This window comes from Hyphomonas jannaschiana VP2, assembly GCF_000685215.1.
Classification (GTDB): Bacteria; Pseudomonadota; Alphaproteobacteria; order Caulobacterales; family Hyphomonadaceae; genus Hyphomonas; species Hyphomonas jannaschiana.
In genome coordinates, this window is sequence record NZ_ARYJ01000018.1 from 20,211 (window position 1) to 41,009 (window position 20,799).

At 62.7% G+C, this 20,799-nt stretch carries 19 protein-coding genes; 6 read left to right on the forward strand and 13 right to left on the reverse strand.

All coding sequences use genetic code 11. The annotated features are described in order from the left end of the window. Positions 1 to 47: 47 nt before the first annotated feature. The 4 genes from HJA_RS16920 to HJA_RS16935 all read right to left on the reverse strand — a co-directional run bounded on the left by HJA_RS16920 (position 48) and on the right by HJA_RS16935 (position 3,559). Positions 48 to 647, reverse strand: coding sequence for an exopolysaccharide biosynthesis protein (locus tag HJA_RS16920; RefSeq protein WP_035584691.1), 600 nt, complete (start codon positions 645 to 647; stop codon positions 48 to 50). 47 nt (positions 648 to 694) lie between these two features. Further along, positions 695 to 2,065, reverse strand: coding sequence for an L-serine ammonia-lyase (locus HJA_RS16925; RefSeq protein ID WP_035584694.1), 1,371 nt, complete (start codon positions 2,063 to 2,065; stop codon positions 695 to 697). A gap of 77 nt (positions 2,066 to 2,142) precedes the next feature. Then, on the reverse strand, positions 2,143 to 3,327 hold the full coding sequence (locus HJA_RS16930) for an FAD-dependent monooxygenase (protein WP_035584697.1): 1,185 nt from the start codon (positions 3,325 to 3,327) through the stop codon (positions 2,143 to 2,145). A 28-nt stretch (positions 3,328 to 3,355) separates the two neighbouring features. Further along, the gene (locus tag HJA_RS16935) at positions 3,356 to 3,559 is read right to left on the reverse strand and encodes a zinc-finger domain-containing protein (protein ID WP_035584701.1); all 204 of its coding nucleotides are present in this window, start codon (positions 3,557 to 3,559) and stop codon (positions 3,356 to 3,358) included. A gap of 119 nt (positions 3,560 to 3,678) precedes the next feature. Here HJA_RS16935 and HJA_RS16940 point away from each other — a divergent pair, with 119 nt between their 5' ends. After that, positions 3,679 to 4,632 (forward strand): ABC transporter ATP-binding protein, encoded by a 954-nt coding sequence (locus tag HJA_RS16940; RefSeq protein WP_035584705.1) that lies wholly within the window; start codon positions 3,679 to 3,681, stop codon positions 4,630 to 4,632. Positions 4,633 to 4,650: 18 nt separating this feature from the next. On the opposite strand, the gene trxA is transcribed toward HJA_RS16940, so the two are convergent. Genes trxA through tsaE form a run of 6 tightly spaced genes read right to left on the reverse strand, consistent with a single transcriptional unit; the run spans position 4,651 to position 13,844 of the window. After that, the gene (gene trxA / locus HJA_RS16945) at positions 4,651 to 4,971 is read right to left on the reverse strand and encodes a thioredoxin (RefSeq protein WP_035572737.1); all 321 of its coding nucleotides are present in this window, start codon (positions 4,969 to 4,971) and stop codon (positions 4,651 to 4,653) included. 56 nt (positions 4,972 to 5,027) lie between these two features. Beyond that, the gene (gene addA / locus HJA_RS16950; protein WP_051597833.1) at positions 5,028 to 8,627 is read right to left on the reverse strand and encodes a double-strand break repair helicase AddA; all 3,600 of its coding nucleotides are present in this window, start codon (positions 8,625 to 8,627) and stop codon (positions 5,028 to 5,030) included. Beyond that, positions 8,557 to 11,601, reverse strand: a complete 3,045-nt coding sequence (gene addB, locus HJA_RS16955; RefSeq protein ID WP_035584708.1) for a double-strand break repair protein AddB — start codon at positions 11,599 to 11,601, stop codon at positions 8,557 to 8,559. The genes addA and addB overlap by 71 nt, the downstream gene beginning before the upstream one ends. Continuing rightward, positions 11,591 to 12,316: a nucleotidyltransferase family protein gene (locus HJA_RS16960; protein ID WP_035584711.1), complete on the reverse strand. Its 726-nt coding sequence runs from the start codon at positions 12,314 to 12,316 to the stop codon at positions 11,591 to 11,593. Before HJA_RS16960 ends, addB begins: the two co-directional genes overlap by 11 nt. Next, the gene (locus HJA_RS16965; protein WP_035584714.1) at positions 12,317 to 13,408 is read right to left on the reverse strand and encodes an aminoglycoside phosphotransferase family protein; all 1,092 of its coding nucleotides are present in this window, start codon (positions 13,406 to 13,408) and stop codon (positions 12,317 to 12,319) included. It lies immediately after the preceding gene. Continuing rightward, on the reverse strand, positions 13,398 to 13,844 hold the full coding sequence (gene tsaE / locus HJA_RS16970; protein WP_051597835.1) for a tRNA (adenosine(37)-N6)-threonylcarbamoyltransferase complex ATPase subunit type 1 TsaE: 447 nt from the start codon (positions 13,842 to 13,844) through the stop codon (positions 13,398 to 13,400). Before tsaE ends, HJA_RS16965 begins: the two co-directional genes overlap by 11 nt. 137 nt (positions 13,845 to 13,981) lie before the next feature. Here tsaE and HJA_RS16975 point away from each other — a divergent pair, with 137 nt between their 5' ends. The 3 genes from HJA_RS16975 (at position 13,982) to HJA_RS16985 (ending at position 16,501) form a co-directional block, all read left to right on the forward strand. Further along, positions 13,982 to 15,229: an NAD(P)/FAD-dependent oxidoreductase gene (locus HJA_RS16975; RefSeq protein ID WP_035584719.1), complete on the forward strand. Its 1,248-nt coding sequence runs from the start codon at positions 13,982 to 13,984 to the stop codon at positions 15,227 to 15,229. Positions 15,230 to 15,245: 16 nt separating this feature from the next. After that, positions 15,246 to 15,566 carry a 2Fe-2S iron-sulfur cluster-binding protein gene (locus HJA_RS16980; protein ID WP_035584722.1) on the forward strand — a complete coding sequence of 107 codons (321 nt, stop codon included), beginning with the start codon at positions 15,246 to 15,248 and terminating at the stop codon, positions 15,564 to 15,566. A 146-nt stretch (positions 15,567 to 15,712) separates the two neighbouring features. Next, on the forward strand, positions 15,713 to 16,501 hold the full coding sequence (locus HJA_RS16985) for a thioesterase family protein (RefSeq protein ID WP_035584725.1): 789 nt from the start codon (positions 15,713 to 15,715) through the stop codon (positions 16,499 to 16,501). A gap of 3 nt (positions 16,502 to 16,504) precedes the next feature. On the opposite strand, the gene HJA_RS16990 is transcribed toward HJA_RS16985, so the two are convergent. Next, entirely contained in the window at positions 16,505 to 17,467 is a 963-nt protein-coding gene (locus HJA_RS16990) for a hypothetical protein (protein WP_035584728.1), read from the reverse strand. Positions 17,468 to 17,613: 146 nt separating this feature from the next. Here HJA_RS16990 and ychF point away from each other — a divergent pair, with 146 nt between their 5' ends. Further along, on the forward strand, positions 17,614 to 18,711 hold the full coding sequence (ychF, locus tag HJA_RS16995; RefSeq protein ID WP_035584731.1) for a redox-regulated ATPase YchF: 1,098 nt from the start codon (positions 17,614 to 17,616) through the stop codon (positions 18,709 to 18,711). Positions 18,712 to 18,735: 24 nt separating this feature from the next. On the opposite strand, the gene HJA_RS17000 is transcribed toward ychF, so the two are convergent. Together HJA_RS17000 and HJA_RS17005 are read right to left on the reverse strand one after the other, a co-directional pair. Next, positions 18,736 to 19,173, reverse strand: coding sequence for a nuclear transport factor 2 family protein (locus tag HJA_RS17000; protein ID WP_035584734.1), 438 nt, complete (start codon positions 19,171 to 19,173; stop codon positions 18,736 to 18,738). A 60-nt stretch (positions 19,174 to 19,233) separates the two neighbouring features. Continuing rightward, complete coding sequence (locus tag HJA_RS17005) at positions 19,234 to 19,842, reverse strand: helix-turn-helix domain-containing protein (protein ID WP_081814786.1); 609 nt, start codon at positions 19,840 to 19,842, stop codon at positions 19,234 to 19,236. Between the two features lie 221 nt (positions 19,843 to 20,063). Between HJA_RS17005 and HJA_RS17010 the strand changes: the two genes are divergently transcribed. Next, positions 20,064 to 20,799, forward strand: a 736-nt coding sequence (locus tag HJA_RS17010; RefSeq protein WP_035584740.1) for an acyl-CoA dehydrogenase family protein, incomplete at its 3' end; no start/stop codon positions are given.

Below are 20,799 nucleotides of genomic sequence, written 5' to 3' on the forward strand. Positions count from 1 at the left end.
CGCAAGCGTAACCCAGCCATCTCAAGTCAAAAAGGCCGTACCCGGCGTCAAGCGAACGCGCCGGAAATCCTCGCCCAGAGGCGGAACAGTAGCCAGCAGGCCGCCGCCAGCCCCAGCGCAGCCAGGATCAGGACGAACCCGTCCCGCGCCGTCAGGGCCAGGCCGAACAGGAAGACGGTCAGCCCCGGCAGCACGGGCCCGAACGGCACCAATCCCAATGGAATCGTCAGGATCGCGGCTGCAATACAGATCAGCGCCACGAAGGGCGCGAACAGAGGCGACGTCAGGAAGGCCAGCCGCGGTTTCAGGAAACGGTCCACCTGGCAGACATAGGGATCGGCCAGCTTGATGCCCTGCAACAGCGCCTCGCGCGGAAATTCGACCTTCAGGAAACGCGAGGGAATCCATGGAAATGGCCGTCCGATCAGGATCTGGCCGGCAATCAGGAGGGTGATGATCGCGACCAGCCAAGTCGCGCCGGGAATGATGGTGAGCGGGCTGAGCGCCAGAAAGCCGAGCAGGAGCAGGATCGGCCCGTAGGACCGCCGTCCGACGGCGTTCAGCATCGCCCGGACGGTCACCTTTTCCCCCTCGGTGTTCGCTTCCAGGCTGTGCAGCAAGGAGGACAGATTGTTGACCGTGGCCATGCGGCTCTCCCAGTGATGTTCCGGAAATCAACTCCAGGACAGAACGCTCAACACTCGATGACGTTCACGGCGAGGCCGCCCTGCGATGTTTCCTTGTATTTGGAAGACATGTCCATGCCGGTCTGGCGCATGGTCTCGATCACCTGATCGAGCGATACATGGGTCTGATTGGTTGAGTGAAGCGCCAGCCGAGCGGCGTTTGCAGCCTTCACCGCGCCGATGGCATTGCGCTCGATACAGGGAATCTGCACGAGGCCGCCGACAGGATCGCAGGTCAGGCCAAGATTGTGCTCCATGCCGATCTCGGCCGCATTGCAGACCTGTTGCGGGCTGGCGCCCCAGACGGCGGCAAGCCCGGCCGCCGCCATGGAACAGGCAACGCCGACCTCTCCCTGACAGCCCATTTCCGCGCCCGAGATGGATGCGCGCTGCTTGTAAAGCAGGCCGATGCCACCGGCGGTGAGCAGAAAGCGGCGCAGGCGCCCGGTCTTGTCTTCCGTATCGGCGCAGTAATGGCGGATCACGGCCGGAATGATGCCGGCCGCGCCATTGGTCGGTGCGGTGACGACCTGCCCGCCATTCGCGTTCTCTTCATTGACCGCCATGGCATAGACATTGAGCCAGTCGAACAATTGTTCCCGTTCGTTCGACTGGGGATCATTCTGCAATTTCTTCCACAGATCCGGCGCACGCCGGCGCACTTTGAGCCCGCCTGGCAGCACGCCTTCGCGCGACAGGCCGCGTTCGATGCAGGCGAGCATGACGTCCGCGATCCGGTCCAGCGCCGCTTCCGTCTCGGCGCGGGGACGCATCGCATCTTCATTGGTCAGGATAATGTCTGCGATGCCGGAACCGGTCGCGGCGCAGATGGCCAGGAGGTCGGCAGCCGATCCGAACGGATGCGGGACGGACGGGCCGACGGGGAGCAGATCGTCCTCAACCGGGCGCTGAAGCTGCCGCTCGGTGGCGATAAAGCCGCCGCCGGTCGAATACCAGGTCTCGTCGGCGACGGTCGCGCCGTCTGCATCGAACGCCCGCATGCGCATCCCGTTTGGATGGAGCGCCGGCAGAACGTCATAGGCGAAGACGATGTCCCTGGCCGGATCGAAGGGAATGGATGTGCCGGACGCCAGAGGCAGCTCGCGAGAGGCTTCCAGTGCGGCAACATCCCGGTCTGCCGCGTCAGGGTCCAGCGTCTCAGGCTCGAAACCGAGGAGGCCCAGCATGACAGCCTTTGGCGTCGCGTGCCCCGCCCCGGTCAGCGCCAGCGAGCCCTGCAGTTCCACTTCGATCCTTGCGGGCGTGCCACCAGCGCTGGTGAGGTTCGCCATGAACCGGTTCGCGATCCGGATCGGACCGACCGTGTGAGAACTGGAGGGGCCGATTCCGACGCGGAAAAGATCGAGAATTGAGAGCATTTTTCACCGGTGCGGTTGAGCGGGGTCGACCTTCCTGCCCTTAGGGCAGTTTCAGGGCAAGGATAACCGGTGAAAATCTAAAGAGACGTTTCGTCGTACTGATAGATCCAGTCGAGGCGCGAGCGGACAAAACCGGGCGCCGCGCGCGCTGCCATGGCCATCGGCACATAGGACCCGAAGCGCGTGACCGGGTTGCCCCTATGGTACAGCTTCGCATTGGCGCGGGCCCCGGCCTGAACCCGGGTCACACGCGGTTTGCGGCGGGCTTCGTAAGCGGCAAGCGCCGCTGCCATATCCGCTTCACCTTCCAGACAAGCCGCCAATGCCCAAGCATCCTCGATCGCCATTGCGGCCCCCTGCGCCAGGAATGGCAACATCGGATGGCAGGCATCGCCCAGCAGCGTCGCGCGGCCGTCGCTCCATTTGGGCAGCGGCTTGCGGCCGAAAAGCGCCCAGCGGTTCATCGAGTCGGCAGCTTCGATGATTGCGGTGACGGACGGGTGCCAGCGCTTGAAGTCTTTCAGCGCCTGTTCCTTGGCCCCGGTCGCCGTCCAGGATTCGTCACCCGGCGTCTTGTGTTCGACAACCCCGACGAAATTCGCGAGGCTGCCCCGGCGGAGCAGATAGGTCACCGCGTGCTTGCGCGGCCCGACCCAGACGCTCGCTGTGGGCGGCGGGGCGTTGTTTCCGAGCGCGGTGACCGGCGCGGTGGCACGCCACGCAACGCAGCCGGTGAATTCCGGCTTGTCCGGTCCCAGCATCTGCGCGCGCACGGCCGAATGAATGCCATCCGCACCGATCAGCAGGTCCGCCTCAATCGCGCCGCCGCCTTCGAAAAACGCGACGACCTTGTCGCCCCGGTTCTCATACCGCCCCAGCCGGTGGCCCAGCAGGATGGACTCCGGCGCCCGGGCCGCCAGCTCTGCCCGCAGCGCCTCAATCAGGTCAGCGCGGTGAACATGGATGTATTCGGCGCCCCATCGGTTCACCGCCGCCTTGCGCAGCGGGATGGAAAAAACCTTCGCCCCACTGCGGCCCCAGCGCATTTCCGCCGCTTGAGGGCGGAACGCATCCGTCATCACCCGGGCGCCAACGCCGAGGGCATTCAGGACTTTCGTAGCATTTGGGCTGAGCTGCAGTCCGGCGCCCACCTCACTGATGACACCGGATTGCTCGACAACTGTAACGGTATGACCGCGCTTCTCCAGCGCGAGGGCGGCTGTCAGCCCGCCAATTCCACCGCCGACGACAAGAACATGCATGGTCTGCCGGCTCCGTGTTCAGGGAGAATCAGCGACCCCGGCCGGGGTCGTCTTTGCCGCCGATCAGGACGAAACGCCGGTCGCAGTATTTGCATTCGACGAAATCCTCGTCGCCCATCTCGTACCAGACGCGCGGGTGGCCCAGTGCCCCACCGCCGCCATTACAGGAGACCTTGTGGCTTTTGACCATCACGACTTCGGGTGGGTCGAAAACATCGCGCTTGGTAGACATTGGATCGCCTATTCAGTCCTGTAAGTTGGCCCCGGCTTGTTCGCCGCGTCGTACAGCCCTACCTAGAGCGCACCAGTGGACCGCGCAAGCACCGCCATGCCGCAGGAAAGAAGGACTGGATGACTGACCAAAAGACCGCCCCTGAATACGCAATTGAAGTCGAAAACCTGCAGAAAGTGTACGCTGCCTCCGGCAGAATGCCTGAAAAGCATGCCCTGAAGGGAATCAGCCTCAAGATTCCGCGGGGGTCCATCTTCGGCCTGCTGGGTCCGAACGGGGCGGGTAAGTCCACCTTCATCAACATTCTGGCGGGCCTGGTGAACAAGACCTCCGGCACAGCGCGTATCTGGGGCCTGGACATCGACCAGCACCCCCGCCAGAGCCGCGCCGCCATTGGCGTTGTGAACCAGGAGATCGTCGCCGACCCCTTCTTTACCCCGTTTGAAATGCTGGAGCTGATGGCTGGCTTTTACGGCGTCCCGAAGGGCGAGCGCCAGACAGACGAAATCCTCGCCGCTGTGGGCCTGGACGACAAGAAAGACGCCTATGTGCGCCAGCTGTCCGGCGGCATGAAGCGGCGCCTGATGGTGGCCAAGGCCCTTGTCCACAATCCGCCTGTCCTGATCCTGGACGAGCCGACCGCTGGCGTCGATGTGGAACTGCGCCGCTCGATGTGGACCTATGTGCGCGAACTGCACCAGCGCGGCACCACGATCATCCTGACGACTCACTATCTGGAAGAAGCCGAAGAGCTCTGCGATTCCATCGCCATCGTGAACCATGGCGAAATCGTTGCCTGCGAGCCGACGCCGCAGCTTCTCTCCCGGCTCGACTACAAGACGCTGGTCATCAGCCCGAGAGAACCGCTGGCGGATGTGCCGGACGCCCTGTCTGCTCTGGATGCGAAAATCCGCGAGTCGGGCGAGCTGGAAATCACGTTCCGGACCAGCGAGACCGGAATCGGCCGCCTTCTGGAACAGGTGCGTCAGGCCGGAATCGGAATCGGGGATCTCGTTACCGAGACCCCCGACCTTGAAGACGTGTTCCTGGCGCTGACCAGCGAGCCAGCCTAGGACTCGCTGTCTGGCGAATCAGGCCGACTGCTTGATCCAGTCGGCGATGGCCTGCTTGCTCATCGCACCGAGGTGCGTGGCAGCGACCTTGCCATCCTTGAAGATCATCAGCGTCGGCATGCCGCGCACGCCGTATTTCGAGCCGGTCATCGGGTTTTCATCGACATTGATCTTGGCGACTTTGACCTTGCCGGCCATTTCCTCGGCGACGGCCTCCAGATGCGGAGACATCTGCTTACAGGGGCCGCACCATTCGGCCCAGAAATCCACAACGACGGGGACATCGGAATTGGCGATGACGCCGTCGAACTCGTCGTCTGTTACATCAATCGCTGCCATGGCGAGCTCCTCAATTTCGGTTCAACAGACTGCTAGATAGGGACTCCCGGCACAAGTCAAACCTCGCTGCCAGCACGCTTTAGCGCGGCTAACAGCATATCTTCCGGCAATGGCATCAGTTTCGGCCCGTCCGTCCAGCAGAGCGCGGCCCGTACGGCGCGGTCAGGCCAGGCCTCACGCAGCACGGCCCAATAAGCCGCCATCTGCAGCATATAGCTCTCGCCCACGCCTTCCGGCGTGTCCGGTGCGGGCTGGTCTGTCTTGAAATCAACGATCAGGACTTCCGTGTCTGAAACCACCAGCCTGTCGACCCGGCCATTGATCACCACGCCTTCCGGAAGGTGCTCCTTCGAGCTCCCGATGATGGCCGCCTCGGCCCGTCCGCCCGGCGCGAAGACGCCTGTCATGGCCGGGTCCTGCAGGACGCCCATCGCCGCCACCAGCATCTCCTCGCGTTCCGCCTCTTCCAGCGAGGCATCGCGCGCAAGGAAATTGCGGCCGGCTGTCTCGCGGTCTGCTTCTTCGACATCCGGCAGGTATTGCAGCAGGGCGTGGATCAGACGGCCGCGTTTCAGGCGGGCCTCGCGCCCTTCCCCGAACGGCGCCATGACGGGCATGTCCCGGCCGAGCAGGCTGGTCGGCGCGCTGAACTTGCGGCGGGCGGTCACCGGCGTGTCTTCCACCTGTTTCAGCGCCCATTCGGGATAAGCAGCGCTTTCGGTTTCCCTGCGCGCGGTCTTGGGCGCAGTCGATGGCGAGACACCGAACCGGCGGATCGCGTCGCGCACCTCGCCTTCGGCGGGGGCAAGCCTGTCCATCGCGTTCAGGCAGAGCGCATACCAGGAGCGGTCGTGATAGCCGCCCCCCTTCTGGCCGCCATACCAGTGCCCGGCGATGATCAGCCGGTCCTGTGCCCGCGTCAGCGCCACGTAGAGCAGGCGACGGTGTTCTTCCTCGGCACGCGCATCCGCCAGTGCCCGGGCGGCAGTGACCTCGGCCAGTTCCCCGTCCTTGCGCGGCGACCAGACCGGCACGCCATTGATTTCGTGGATGCGCCCACCGGATGGCTTCGGTGCGCTGGTCGTATCCGGCAGGATCACCACCGGGGCTTGAAGGCCCTTGGCGCCGTGCACGGTCATCACGCGGATTTCCCGCTCCGGCGCAGCGAGGTCGCGCTTGATCTCCACCTCGCCCGCTTCCATGCGCGCGATGAAACACTGCAGTGAGGCAGGTTCGGTCGAGTCAAAAGCGATAGCTTCGGCGACGAGCGCCTCAACCGGATCCCGTGCCGGGTGGCCGAGCCGGGCGTTCAGTTTCTCCCAGCCGGTCTGTCCATCTGCTCCCGGAACATCCAGCACGGCGGTGAGGAAGTCGAAGGGCGGCAGATGGGCGTTATCAATCAGCTTCTGCAGGAACGCTGCCGCTGCCTGGACTTCCGGATCCGTGCTGGCCTGCACACGCTGCCACAAGGTCTCGCCACGCCTGCGGCCGCTCGCCAGCTCGAACAGGTAGCGGTCATCATCCACAAGGCCGAGGAATGGCCCGCGCAGGATCTCGGCGAGGGTCAGATCGCGTTCAGGCAGGGCGGCGAAACGCATCAGGTTCAGGCAATCCTGCACGCCGATATGGTCGCCCAGTTTCAGACGGTCAGCGCCTGCCACGGGAAGCCCCTGCGCCTTCAGCGCACCGATCATGGCATCGAACAAGCCACCGGTCCGTCCACGGACCAGGATCAGGATGTCTTCCGGCTGGACCGGGCGCTGCACCCAGCCCTCTCCGGTATCGGCCCAGATGCTTTCGCGCGCATCGATCATGGCCTTCACGGCCCTGGCGATTTCGGTGGCCAGCCGGGCCTTGGGTGAGGAGGACCGCATGGCGTTGACGGGCCGCGCCCAGGCGTCCTCTTCTGTCTCTTCTTCCTTCGGGGCGATCGGCCAGAGTTCCACACAGCCATGCTGGTCCGACCGCCAGGAAACATGCCGGATGAGATTGCTCTCCTCTGTCGGGTCACCTGCGGGCGCGTTCGGAATGGGCGGGGCCTCATTCCATACGGCATCGACATATTCCAGCACTTCCGGACCGGACCGGAAGGACATTTCCATCGTCTCTTTCAGCAAATCCGAATTGCGGGACTGGAACTGGTGATACTGCTTCAACAGCTGTGACGGGTCTGCTCCCTGGAAGGAATAGATCGACTGCTTCTCGTCACCGACGACGAACAGGGTACGCGGGTCCTGCGCCCGCTCGATGCCCTGCCCGGCATCGAATTCGCCAGTTAGCGCATCGACGAGTTCCCACTGTGTCGGGCTTGTATCCTGCGCCTCGTCCAGAAGAAGATGCGAGAGGCCGCCATCCAGCTTGTAGAGCACCCAGTCCGACATGCCGGTTGCAGTCAGCAGGATGCGCGTATGCTCGATCAGGTCGTCGAAATCGAGCGCGGCGCGGGCACGCTTCAGCTCGCGGTAGCGTTCCAGCGCAGGCAGTCCCACACGCACCATGGCGGATGTGCGCGCGAAGGCGGCAGCGCGGTTCAGCCGGTCTTCCAGTTCAAGCATGCGGTGGGCTTCTTCACCCAAACCGTCCTTCATCTGGAACAGGTGGGCAACCAGCGGCGAAGCATCGGCCATGCCTTTCGTGTACGGATTGGACGCGCGGACATCCCCGCTCGCCGTGCGGAAGACCGAGCGATAAATCGACCAGCGCTCACCTGCATCTTCCGCGGCGAGGACAGCTATCAGCTTCTCGCCCGTGGCCACATCCGTCTTGCCACCTGTGAGCAGGAGTTCGGCCACGGTGCGAATATCGGCAGAAGGCAACGCCTCACCCATGGCGAGGTCCAGCAATTCGGCAACCGATGCTTCCGGCGCCTGCAGGCGCTCGCGAAGGACATCATCCATCGTTTCCAGGTCGCCGTCATGATGCGCTGCGAAGCGCAGGACTGCCGTGCCGATACTGCGTAGCGTATCGAGCGCCAGCATGGCCCCTTCATGTCCTCCTTCGAGCGCCAGGAGGTCCAGCAACTCCGGCATAGTCTCCTGCGCCGTCAGCACAGCTTCGCTACGCGCCTCGTTCCACAGGGCGAAGGCTTCGTCTTCCTCGATCTCGGTGAAGCCCGGGAATACACCGGCTTCCAGCGGGAAGCGCCGCAGCACACGTGCACAGAAGGCATGGATCGTCTCGATACGCAGGCCGCCCGGCGTCTCAAGCGCGTTTGCGAACAGGGCTCGCGCGACCTGAAGGTCTTCGGCATTATAGTCGCTGACCTTGCGCCCCTGAAGCTGGGCGAGCTTCTTGCGCAGCGGGTCATCTTCCATCACCGACCACTGACCAAGCGTCTTGAAGAGACGAGACAGCATCTCGCTCGCCGCAGCCTTTGTGTAGGTGATGCAGAGAATGGAGTCCGGCTTCGCCCCGGGGCGCCCGTCCGGGCGGCGCAGCAGCAGGCGCGCGACGCGGTCGATCAGCACCTTGGTCTTGCCGGAACCGGCATTGGCCATGACGAAGGCCGAATGCATCGGGTCTGCCGAGCGGGCCTGCACCTGGACCGCCTTGCGGAAATCCTCCGTATCCGGCGGAGACACGAAACTACTCATCGCCGCCTCCATCATCGGTGTCGCCGGCCCATTCGGCCCGCCGTGCAAGGCGGTTGTAGCCATTGTCGTATTTCACAAACTGGACACGCGGAGCGGACAGGAACGCCGCTTCATTCTCGCGATAGGCAGAGATGAGGCGCACGAGCCCCTCTTCCGCTGTCTGCGCCAGTTCGTCGGGTGTCGCCTGAAGAGCCCGGCTCTGGCCGATAACACGGGCATCGGGCTTCGCCTTGAAGGCCACGTATTCGAGACCGGACACACTGGCGGCCGGGATGCCTTCATAGCCGCCCTTGCCTGCGATCAGCGCCTGAAGCGGCATCTGCTGGCTGAGTTCGGCGGCGATTTCCTTGTCCGAAGGCGGATTGCCGGTTTTGAAGTCAATCACGATCAGGCTGCCATCCGGCTGGCGTTCGATCCGGTCGGCCATGGCGGACAGGGTGAACAGCGCGCCGCCGATGTCGAAATCCCAGCGCCCCTTTACCTCCAGTTTCGGCCTGCCATCGACACGGCGCTGAGACCGCCAGCCGAGATACCAGTCTGCCATCTGCGCCAGCACAGCCCGGCGCGCCGCCAGCACAGCCTCGGGTTCCCCGGCTGCGGACAGATTCTCTGTCAGCAATGAGACAAGGTGCGCCGCCGTCTTCGGCGCACCCTCCTGTTCGAAATCTTCCAGCGCCTTGTGGATCGCCGTCCCGCGAGGCGCCGGTCCAAGCTCGGCATTCATCGGGTCGACCGTGTCGAGCTTCAGCACCTGCTCTGCCCAGATCGCATAGGGATCACGCTGCAGCGTATCGATCCGGGTGACCGACAATCTCTGCGGCCATCCCTCCGGACGCTTACGCGGTTTCGGCTCGGCAAAATCTGACGGATAGTCAGCCGTCTTCCGGTCTCGCAGCGCCAGAGCCCACTCAAGCGGATCATCGCCGTCCGGCGCGAGGGCGTGCTTCGCGGTATCGCCGAGCGCGCCTTCTGCCAGCGTCTTCAGGCGCCAGACCCAGCGCGAGGCAACCGCCGGCGCATCATTGCGGCGGAGCGCGTGGAGCAGGGTCACTTTCGGAGCGCAGGCCAGCTGCGCGAAGTCATGCGCAGACAGGCCGACCCGGTCTTCGGGATCGCTGATGCCAAGTTCCTTGCGGAACCGGCGCGGCAGGAACGCATCTGCAGGCGGGCGCTGCGGCCAGACATCTTCGTTGAGCCCCGCCAGGATGATGTGACTGGCAGACTGGAGACGCGCTTCCAGCGGCCCCCAGATGGCAAGACGCGGATGTTCCGACACCCCGGCACTGACCGTGCGCTGGGCCGCATCCGCCTCGATCAGTTCTGCGAAGGCGTGCGGCGGCATGGGCGCCAGATAATCCGCAAGCTCGGCAACATGCTCCATCATCGTCGTCGCCGAGCGGCCATCTTCCCCGGCCCATGGGAACGGCGTCTGGCTGACCCGGGCCGCCAGCGCAGCAATGCGCTCGGCGATCTGCCGTCCCGGCATCGGGCCAGCCGCCGACAGGTCCGCGCCTGTCTCACGGAAAGCGGTGATGACCTCTTCAACAAGGGCCTCGGCCTCAGCCTGATCGGTATCGAAGAAACTGGCATAGGGGTCCAGATCCTTCCGTGTCCGGATGGAATGGAGCAGGTCGTCAAGGCTCTGCCAGTTCCGGGCGCCGCGCAGGAAATAGAGGTCCAGACCGCCCGCCCCGCCAAAGCCGCGCACAAACGGGTGCTTCAGCACGGCGGTCAGGATCACCGGCTCCGCCGGGTCGAGCACCCAGCGTGCGCAGAGGCCAATCAGGCTGCCCGCGCTCGTCTGGCCCAGCGGACTGCCGGAGGATGGCGGCACGTCCAGCCCCCAGCGCCGCAGCACGCCGCTGACCCGCCTTGCCAGTGTTGCGTCAGGCGTGACCAGCGCGGCAGTCTCTGTGGGATGCTCCATCACCTCGCGCAGCAGCAACGCGGCGGTCTCGGCCTCGACGGCCTCATCCGGCGCCTCGATGACGGTCAGGCCATCGAGCGCCGCATGCGCGAAGTCCTCTTTCACGGTCCCGAGAGAGGCCGAGAGGGAATCCAGCGTCCGGCGCCAGTCCGCTGTCGACTCCGCCGGGGCCAGCGCTTCATGGATCATGCGGCGGCGGGCTTCGGCCTTTGTCGTGCCATCGGTTCCCGGCCAGATACGCACATCTTCCGGCTGTACGCCGAGATCCCGCAACGTATCGAACAGGATATGCTGGGGGTGACTGACGGATCCGGCAATGACTGCGCGCGCGTCTTCGTCTGCGTGCATGTCCAGACCCGGCAGCACGACCAGGCCCTTCGGCAAGGTCATGGCGGCCTTCATCAGGATACGGCCGGCCGGGGTTGCACCCGTGGACCCCGCAATCAGGACCGGCGCCTTGGGCGGAGCCTCTGCCCAGCGCTGCGCCATGATACGGGCCGCGGCAATGTCCCGCAGGAACGGATCGCTCTCACCATTTTCGGCAAGCCAGTCCGGCCAGCTTTCGGAAATGATCTTCAAGAATTTGACCGAATGTTCCCAGTGCTTTGCCAGTTCGGTTGTCCCGGCAAGGTCGGGCAGCATTGACCAGTCGACCTGTTCACTCAGTGCCGCCTGTTCCATCAGTCGGCTGAGTTCCTGCGCGGCCGCGAGCGCGGAGGCCGCCGGCGGCGTCACGCCATAGGCATTGTCGTAAAAGGCCTGGACAAGATGGGTCAGCGCGCCAAGCCGTCTCGCCGCCGACATGGCAGATGGCAGGCCGGACCTTGCCGCGTCAACAGATGGCGCCTCATCCGCCTCAATGTCTCCCAGGGTGCGGATGTCCGGCGGCAGGATCGGTTTCTCGCCGCTTGCGTCGTAGAGCACGCGGGCCAGCACACGGGCCGAGCGCCGGTTCGGAACATAGATGACCGCGTCTGCCAGCGCTTCGGGATTGCCCTTCAGCCCCGCCTCTTCCGCCAGTGTGCCCGCAAGCGCCCGCAGGAAATCCGTTCCCGGAGGGATCGTGTAGAGGCGGGAGTCACCGGAGAACAATCCGCCCTTATCCGCCATGGCAGGCCAGCCACATCTCTGCGTCCTTCAGCGCCTGAGGATCGCCGACATGCAGCCAGAACCGGTCCAGCAACACACCGTGCAGGCGTTTCTTTTCGATCAGCGGCGTCCAGACGCGAAGCGCCGAAAAACGTTCTACAGGCTCATTGTCGTAGAGTTGCGGGCGGATAATGCGCAGACCGCAAAAGGCATATGGCGCCTTGGGTGCATCGCCCCGCCGGGTCATGCTGCCGTCCTCATGGCGGAAGAAGTCGCCTGCCCCGCCGAAGCCCAGCGTGCGCCCGGTATCGGCGACCAGAAGCAAGGCATCCATGGCTTCCGGATCGAACGCTTCGGCCAACGCCTGGACAGGTTCCGGCCCCGCCGGCTCCCAGAACGCATCCGTGTTGGCCACGAGGATCGGGTCATCGCCCAGCAGCGGCCGGGCCTTGGCCAGCGCGCCGCCGGTTTCCAGAACGTCTCCGCGCTCATCTGAGATGACGATCTCAATATCGGAGCGGTTTTTCAGGTGCGCTTCCACCTGATCGGCAAGGTAGTGGACATTAACGATGGCTCGTTTCACGCCAGCGGCGGCCAGCGGGTCCAGCATCCGGTCGATCAGCGCCTTGCTGCGCAACTCGATCAGCGGCTTCGGGCAGTCATCGGTCAGGGGCCGCATGCGTGTGCCGAGACCGGCGGCAAGCACCATGGCTGTGTGTGGAACCGGCACGCTCATTCAGACCCCCTCGAAGACAAACGGCGTCGTCCGCCTGACGAAGCTCTGCATATCCTTAAGCGCCGGATGCGACAGATTTCGGGCAAGTATGGAGAGCTGGCGCGGCTGGAACAGGCCGTAACGCGGTTTGCCGTCGCGGTGCTGAAGACGGGAAAAGACGCCGGCAATGCGCAGGGCGTTCAACGCGCCGATTACCGCCAGCCGTTCGTCAAACGCTTCGCGCGACTTGCCGGTCTCGTCGAGATAATGGCGGATGGCTGCCTCGGCCGCTTCCGGCGAAACCTCCCGGCGGGCATCCTGGGTCAGCATCGCCATATCCCAGGCGTCCCAGCCGCGCACGGCGTCCTGAAAATCCAGCAGGCCAAGCTCGCCATTCCCCAGCCAGAGCAGGTTTTCGGCGTGAAAGTCCCGGAGGGTGAAGGTGCGGGGATATTCCATTGCCTGCGCAATCAGCTGATCGCGAACCTTGTCCCACTCTTCCCGCTCGGCGCCCTCCAGCGGGCCGCCACCCCGCTCTGCCCGCAGCCAGTCGGCATAGAGATCGGCATTGGATCTCAACGCCAGCTGGTCGAAATCGAGAATTCTCCAGACATCCGCGCCATTCGACAGCACCTCTGGTGGGTCTTCACGGTGCAGCTCCGCCAGGATGCCCGCAGCGGTGACATAGGCCGGGCGCTCATCGATCAGCCCCGCTTCGATCTGCCGGGCAATTTCGAGATTTTCCCCGAAATCCTCGATGAGGGCGAACCCATGATCGCTGTCATGGGCGAGGATCTCCGGAGACCGGAACCCGCGATTCTGAAGGTATTTGGCGATCAGGACAAAGGCATCCACCCGCGAGGCCGCAAGCCGCGTCGAGGCATTCCAGCCCATGGCGATACGGGTCGCGTCATCGGCATCCGGCGGACATGGGCTGTCCTCGACATTCGGGGCATCCATCAGCAGCGCCCGCGAGCCATCCGGTTTTATCAGTCTGATATAGCGCCGCGTGGACGCATCCTGACCGAGCGGGAAACGCGCGGCGTCCTCCCAGCCTGCACGGACAAGGAAAGCGTCTATCTCCGCCGCGCGGCCTGTTTCGTCAAAACCCATGGAGACGTGTCTGCCAGCCTTCGCCGCGCGGTTCCAGTGTCACGCGACGGCCTTCCCCAAGGATTTCAATCGTCACATCCAGCCGCCACTCCGGCAGGTGGTCGCCTGCCCGCTCCGGCCATTCGATCAGGGCGATCCCGTCCTGCGTTTCGTCCCATCCGAGCTCGACGACCTCATCGGGAGACTTGAGCCGGTAAAGGTCGAAGTGCCAGATCGGAAATGGCCCGGAATCGTACAGCTGAACCAGCGTATAGGTCGGGCTTGGGACATCCGTAGTCCCGCTATAGTCCGATATAATCCCCCGGGAGAATGTCGTTTTCCCGGCGCCGAGCTCCCCATGAAGGGCGATCACATCTCCCGCCTGAAGCAAGCGGGCGACACGTGCCCCCACGTCACGCAGGGAAGTCTCATCTGGACATTCAAGAATCACTGTCATCTCATGCATATAAAGGTGCTGCGCTAATTCGTGCCATGGATTTACGACGCCTTGCACTGTAACTGGCCAGCATATAAAAGGCTAAAAACGTGACGCATGCGTCATAAATATAGCAATGCCTTGAGGGAGGTACAGGTTTGGATCTTTCAGACGCATCGCAGATCGTACTGATCGGCGGCGGACAGGCAGCCGCGCAGGCCGTGCAGTCCCTGCGGATGGGAGGTTACGCCGGCAAGCTGGTGCTTGTTGGGGACGAACCCGCGCTGCCTTACCAGCGCCCGCCCCTTTCGAAAGCCTATATGAAGGGTGAGTTCGCCGAAGAGCGCCTCTTCTTCAAACCGGCCGCCTGGTATGAAGACAATGGCGTCGAACTGATCCTTTCGACCCGTGCGACCCGGATCGATCGCGCTGCCCAGGTGGTAGAACTCGAACATGGCGCGACGCTGAACTATGACGCGCTGATCCTGTGTACGGGCTCCCGCCCCCGCCCGCTTCCGGTGAAGGGCGCCGATCTTGAAAATGTGTTCGATCTGCGCGGCCTGGCTGACGTAGACCGCATTCAGCCGAACATGGTCGCCGGCCGCCGGATGGTGATTATCGGCGCCGGATATATCGGCCTCGAAGCAGCCGCTGTGGCGCGCCAGATGGGGCTTGAAGTCACTGTGCTGGAGATGGCGGACCGTGTGCTCGCCCGAGTGACCAGCCCGACGATGAGCGCCTTTTACGAGAAGGAACACCGCGCGCAGGGCGTCACGATCCTGACAGGCGCCCGGCTCGACCATCTCGAAGGCGAGAATGGTAAAGTCAGCGCGGCAGTTCTGGCGGATGGCACAAAATTACCGGCGGACATTGTGCTGGCCGGGATCGGGATCCTGCCGAACATCGAACTGGCACAGGATGCCGGGCTGACGATCGACAATGGCATAGCCACGGACAGGGACGCGCATACGTCTGATCCTCGCATCTTCGCGGCGGGTGACTGCGCCAGCCGTCCGCTTGTCCATTATGGCCGCACAGGCCGTCTTGAAAGCGTCCACAATGCGATTGAACAAGGTAAGCTCGCTGCCGCTGCCATCCTCGGCAAACCGCGCCCGCCAGAAGACTGCCCCTGGTTCTGGTCGGACCAGTACGACCTGAAACTGCAAATCGCCGGGCTCAACCAGGGCCACGATGAAATTGTCGTTCGCGGTAATCCGGACGAGCGGAAATTCGCCGTCTTCTACCTGCGCAATGGCACGCTGATCGCCGTCGACGCGGTCAACAGCCCGCCAGAATTCCTGGCGTCAAAGAAATTGATCATGACGGGTACCAAAGTTGCACCCGACATGCTCAAGGATACATCCATTTCAATGAAAGACATCGCTGCGGCCGCCGCCTCAGCCTAAGGAGACCACAAAGCCGATGCCAAAGATTACCTATATCGACCATGATGGCACCGAACGGACCGTCGAGGCGAAAAACGGCGAATCCGTCATGGAAGCTGCCATCAAGAATTCCATTCCCGGAATTGATGCAGATTGCGGCGGTGCCTGTGCCTGCGCGACCTGCCACGTCTATGTCGACCAGGCCTTCATGGACAAAGTGGGCGAGCAGCAGGAAATGGAAAAATCCATGCTCGACTTCGCTGAAAACGTTCAGGAAAACTCTCGCCTGTCCTGCCAGATCACCGTGTCGGACGATCTGGACGGTCTGCGTGTGACTACGCCGGAAAGCCAGCACTAGGCTGGATCGAAAACCACCAGTTTCGGCGCCCCGGCTTCACACGCCGGGGCGTTTTTATTCCGGCCATGCTCCCCTAGCGGCACGGATTGGTTCCGAAAAGGAATGCGGCTAGGCAGGAATCAAATCTGCCATAACGGACCGAGGCAATGAACTATACCGATCTCCTCTCCTCCATCGCCTTTGATGCGGATAATTCCGCACGTGTAACCGTGCCTGAAGACTGGATGCAGGGACGAACCACATATGGCGGACTGACAGCGGCCCTCTGCCTGAAGGCCGCCCTGCCGCTTGCGGGCGACCGGCCTCTTCGCTCTGCACAGGTCGCCTTTGTCGGCCCGGCCTCAGGTGAGCTTGTCTCCGTGCCGACTGTGCTGCGTGAGGGTAAGAACACCGCGTTCATTTCCGTCCGCATGACAGGCCCCGACGGGATCGTCGCGGAATGCATTTTCGCATTCGGGGCCGCGCGGGAATCGAGCCTTGATTTCTCTGACATGGTGGCGCCGGTTGTTACGTTGCCGGACGAGACGAAACAGTTCTTCCCGGATGAGCGCCGGCGGCCTGCTTTCTCGCATCACTTCAATGTGCGCCTCGCCAAGGGTGGGCGCCCGATCAGCGGCGCGCCGGATGGCGAAATCGTTCTGTGGCTACGGCACCGGGATGAAACGGCACCCATGGATGCTGTCACGCTTTTGTCGATTGCGGACTCACCACCTCCGGCGGCCCTTTCCATGATGACCGCGCCGGGACGTATCAGCTCCATGACCTGGATGGCTGAATTCCTGACGGACAACATCTCGACCGAGGACGGGTGGTTCCTGGCCCAGCACGTCGCGCAGACCGCACAACAAGGCTATTCCAGCCAGGCCATGCGCCTGTGGAATTCAAAAGGCGAGCCGATGATGGTGGGGCGTCAGACGATCGCCGTCTTTGGATAGGCCTTACTCGCTTTCAGGCGGGGTCGTGTCGTCGATGATCGGGCCGTGCCCCATGCCGATGTCGACCGGGCCGGGCTCCATGAACTCGACCATTGAGCGCGGCACGGTCCCTGCCGGGCAAGCCGCGATAACGGTCCGGGCATTGCCGGTTGCCGGCATCTCTGCGCTGAGCCGTTCGACGGGCTGAGAGCGGACCACAAGACTGAACAGGAAAATCGCCGCTATCGCCGCGCAGATAGCCGCGATGGTCCAGTTTCCGTAAACGGGATCCTGATCCGGCTCCACGACAGTTGTGGCTGCGGTGCGGGCATTTGCCGAAGCACGCGCCACAGCAGCGGACACACCGGTTGTTGAACGGGGCGCAGGTTCTCCATTGCCATTGCGCAGAGTGGTCTCCGCTTTCGTCGCAGCCTCTGCAGCTTCCTTGGCAGGTTCCGGCTTGATACCGAGCGCCTTCTCACGCTTTTGGCGCTCTGCAATGGCCAGCGGGTCATCCGGATGGGCATCGAGCCAAGCTTCGCGGGCCTCGTCATCCTTGGAACCAAGTTTCATCCAGGCGCGAAGATCGGAGCGGCCGGTACGTTCCGCCAGCTCTTCGACTAGCTTGTAGAAACCTTCCGGCATTTTCCGGGATGTAAATCCCTCCAGCGGGAAGCGCTTCGATTTCCGGTAAGGGGTATAGGGGATCGTCTTGTCGATGCCGGCATGCACCAGCATCCCATCCCGGGAATTGCCGACCGCAGCTGCTGCGCGCACCCAGTCATTCTTGACCGAATTTTCGGACCAGAGGATCAGCATGTTGCCGGATTTACCGGCATCCCGCGCATCCTTGGCGTCGAAAATATCGTCCTCCGTTTGTTTCTGATTGAAACGAACGGTGAATTTCAGCGAGCGGAGACGACGGGCGACAAGTTTCGCCATGTCGAAGTCTTCCGGCACAGTTACGAGAAAGACGTCATAAGCCATGCGTTCTGCCTTGCATTTCGTGGGCCAACCTTACCCAAAGCCCCCCTGTTGAACACCCAATTCCGCTGTCAGGAGAGAAAACCGCCTGTTTTTCCTGCGGGAATAGGGCTATGGCCCCCTCGAAATCTAAGTTTAGGGAGGCCGGAATGGGCTTCAAATGCGGGATTGTGGGCCTGCCCAATGTGGGCAAATCCACGCTTTTCAACGCTCTGACACAGACTGCTGCGGCACAGGCGGCGAACTATCCGTTCTGCACGATTGAGCCGAATGTCGGCGAAGTCGCCGTGCCAGAACCGCGCCTGGCGGAACTGGCCCGGGTTGCCGGCTCGAAAGAGATCATTCCCGCGCGCATGAATTTCGTCGACATTGCCGGCCTCGTTGAGGGCGCCAGCCAGGGCGAAGGCCTTGGCAACAAGTTCCTCGCCAATATCCGCGAAACCGATGCGATCATTTACGTGCTCCGCTGTTTCGATAATGACGACATCACCCATGTTCGCGGCACCATCGACCCGATTGCCGACTTTGAAGTGGTCGAGACCGAGCTTATGCTCGCAGACCTCGAAAGCCTCGAGAAGCGCAAGCAGAACGTCATCAAGAAAGCCAATTCCGGCGACAAGGAAGCCAAAGCCCAGGTGGCCCTGATCGACCTGGCACTCGCCGAGCTGAAGGAAGGCCGCCCTGCCCGCCGCGCCGATGTTCCGAAAGACGACCGCAAGGCGTGGAACATGCTGCAACTGCTGACGTCCAAACCGATCCTCTTTGTCGCAAACGTTGACGAAGCCAGTGCGGCGACCGGCAATGACTACTCCAGACGCGTGGAAGAGCGCGCCAAGGAAGAAGGCGCCGGCTGCGTTGTCATCTCAGCCCAGATCGAATCCGAGCTGGCCATCCTGGACGAGCCCGACCGGACCGAATTCCTCGAAACACTCGGCCTTGAAGAGCCTGGCCTGACCCGCCTGATCCATGCGGGTTATGACCTGCTGGACCTCCAGACCTATTTCACTGTTGGCCCGAAAGAAGCCCGCGCCTGGACGATCCGCAAAGGCTGGACTGCGCCGAAGGCGGCCGGCGTCATTCATGGCGACTTCGAAAAGGGGTTCATCCGTGCGGAGACAATCACCTTCGAAGACTACATCGCCTGCGGCGGAGAGTCTGGCGCCAAGGAAGCCGGCAAGATGCGGGCCGAAGGCAAGGAATACGTCGTGCAGGATGGCGACGTGATGCTATTCAGGTTCAACGTCTGACCGGGATCGTCCTGTCAATCTATCTCAATTGAGCCATTCATCCGGAATGGTGACACCTGCGCGTTCATTGTCCCATGCGATGCTGATGATCTGCCAGGTATCTGCGAGCCGGACCATGGTGATGAAGTTCACCCCCCGGGAATGAATCTCGCGATCTCCGACCCGGTAGATGGTTTCGTACACGCTGCGCACCTGTGCGACGGCCCCCAGCCGCGCGCATTCATGCCCGATTTCGGTTTCCTTGAAGGAGGCGCCAGCGAGATTTTCCTCTGCGGCTTTGACATATTCATCGAACGTCAGGCACTGATTGGCTGGCAACGTGTCGATTGCTACGCCTGTCCGAGTCATGGTTGCGCGCGGATGATACAAATGCCGGATGCTCTCCCAGTCCCGCTTGCCTGACGGCTGCGAGATTACATCGTAAATCGCTTTCATAACCCCGCGGCTGTTCAGGTCGCTCATAAACTCGCTCCATCAACATCTTTATATTTCAAATACCTGCCGAACGCGCTGTCCGGAGGTTCAGTCATCGCCACTGACAGCTTTTTCGTGAAGTGGCGTCAGTGTCCAGGCAAACGCAATCAGCGGCTGCTCCATGTCGCGTTCCTCCCAGAGTATCTCGGCAATCCGCTCAATGTAGCCATTGATTTCCCTGAGCGATTCCGGGCTCGGCCGGTTGATCAGCCGGAAAAACCCGAGGTTCCTTTCGTCGCCCTCCAGCTGTGCCCGAGGATGAGACAAGCCCTGAACAAAATCCCGGTGTGCCTGTCGGGAGATCGCACCAACCGTCCGGTCGATGGTCTCGTGATTGGCGGGATCAGATAGCGCTTTCTGCAATCGCATGCGAGGCGATATTGTTTCGTAGAGGACCTCTGCCCGGCGATTGGAAACCTGCGAACCTGCCTCCACGACCAGATCCGCCTTCACCAGCATATTCATGTGGTAATAGATCGAGGAAGGCTGCCGGCCCATTGAAGCCGCCAACTGCTTGATGGACATCGGGCCGCGGCCCACCAGATGGTCGACAATGTCCATTCGTACCGGAGACGCCAAGCAGCTCAATTGATCCTTCCGAAGCACCCAATAGGTGTCGCGGTCGTCCCGCTCAGCCTTTCCGTCTGATCGCTTCATGCACCTGTTACCTTCTTCCCCCAGCGAGCGGGTCGCCTGACGACAAGCTTTGCCGAGGACAATCGATAGGGCAGATTACCGGCCTGTGCCAGACTTCGGGACTCTTTCAACTCCCGCGGAGCTTCCCCAAGGTCATGAAGTTTGGCGCCTTGCCCGACTCCCTCCCTTGTGGCGTTCTGCCGTTCTGAGCCACCAGTTAAGGGCGGCCGGAGGAGCGAAATATGAAATTTGAACTGGACGAAGAGCACCGGATGCTTGCCGACCTCGTCCAGCGCTTCGTGCGGGACGAGCTGATGCCGCTGGAAGGCGCCGTTCTGGAACGCGAAGCCAATGGACAAGGCGCCTATCTGACTCCTGAAGAGCGCCAGCGGCTGGACAAAGTCTCAAAAGATCTTGGCCTCTGGAGTCTCGATGCGCCGGAAGACGCCGGCGGCATGGGCATGCCTCATGTAGCCCTTGTGGCCGTTAACGAGGCGCTCGGCTCCACGGTCGCGACTTATACGCTACCGCCGGACTCGCCGAACCTTCGCATGCTCATGACCACGGTGAACGAACAACAGCGCAAGGCATATCTCGAGCCTTACGCCCGAGGTGAAACCATATCCGCCATCGGCATTTCCGAACCGGGTGCCGGCGCCGATCCATCCGGAATGATTACACGCGCAGTGCGCGATGGTGACGACTGGGTCATCAATGGCCGCAAGATCTGGATCACCCGGGCTGCTGAGGCCGATTTCACCATCCTGATGGCCATCACGGACAAGGAAAAGAAGGCACGGGGCGGCATGTCCGCATTCCTCGTGGATCGCGACACGCCGGGCTTCAACGTGCTGCGCCGAATTCCAATGCTGGGCGGAGAATTCACATACGAGGTCGCGCTGGAAGATTGCCGTGTGCCGGGCTGGAAGCTGCTTGGCGAGGAGGGCCAGGGCTTTGGCCCGATGCAGGTGCGGCTCC

Coding starts and splice junctions, on each gene's coding strand:
- HJA_RS16935 (WP_035584701.1), bottom strand. CDS start 3,559: ATGTCTACCAAGCGCGATGTTTTCGACCCACCCGAAGTCGTGATGGTC.
- HJA_RS16940 (WP_035584705.1), top strand. CDS start 3,679: ATGACTGACCAAAAGACCGCCCCTGAATACGCAATTGAAGTCGAAAAC.
- HJA_RS16965 (WP_035584714.1), bottom strand. CDS start 13,408: ATGGGTTTTGACGAAACAGGCCGCGCGGCGGAGATAGACGCTTTCCTT.
- HJA_RS16920 (WP_035584691.1), bottom strand. CDS start 647: ATGGCCACGGTCAACAATCTGTCCTCCTTGCTGCACAGCCTGGAAGCG.
- ychF (WP_035584731.1), top strand. CDS start 17,614: ATGGGCTTCAAATGCGGGATTGTGGGCCTGCCCAATGTGGGCAAATCC.
- HJA_RS16990 (WP_035584728.1), bottom strand. CDS start 17,467: ATGGCTTATGACGTCTTTCTCGTAACTGTGCCGGAAGACTTCGACATG.
- HJA_RS16925 (WP_035584694.1), bottom strand. CDS start 2,065: ATGCTCTCAATTCTCGATCTTTTCCGCGTCGGAATCGGCCCCTCCAGT.
- addB (WP_035584708.1), bottom strand. CDS start 11,601: ATGGCGGATAAGGGCGGATTGTTCTCCGGTGACTCCCGCCTCTACACG.
- HJA_RS17000 (WP_035584734.1), bottom strand. CDS start 19,173: ATGAGCGACCTGAACAGCCGCGGGGTTATGAAAGCGATTTACGATGTA.
- HJA_RS16985 (WP_035584725.1), top strand. CDS start 15,713: ATGAACTATACCGATCTCCTCTCCTCCATCGCCTTTGATGCGGATAAT.
- tsaE (WP_051597835.1), bottom strand. CDS start 13,844: ATGACAGTGATTCTTGAATGTCCAGATGAGACTTCCCTGCGTGACGTG.
- HJA_RS16930 (WP_035584697.1), bottom strand. CDS start 3,327: ATGCATGTTCTTGTCGTCGGCGGTGGAATTGGCGGGCTGACAGCCGCC.
- addA (WP_051597833.1), bottom strand. CDS start 8,627: ATGGCTACAACCGCCTTGCACGGCGGGCCGAATGGGCCGGCGACACCG.
- HJA_RS16980 (WP_035584722.1), top strand. CDS start 15,246: ATGCCAAAGATTACCTATATCGACCATGATGGCACCGAACGGACCGTC.
- trxA (WP_035572737.1), bottom strand. CDS start 4,971: ATGGCAGCGATTGATGTAACAGACGACGAGTTCGACGGCGTCATCGCC.
- HJA_RS16960 (WP_035584711.1), bottom strand. CDS start 12,316: ATGAGCGTGCCGGTTCCACACACAGCCATGGTGCTTGCCGCCGGTCTC.
- HJA_RS17005 (WP_081814786.1), bottom strand. CDS start 19,842: ATGAAGCGATCAGACGGAAAGGCTGAGCGGGACGACCGCGACACCTAT.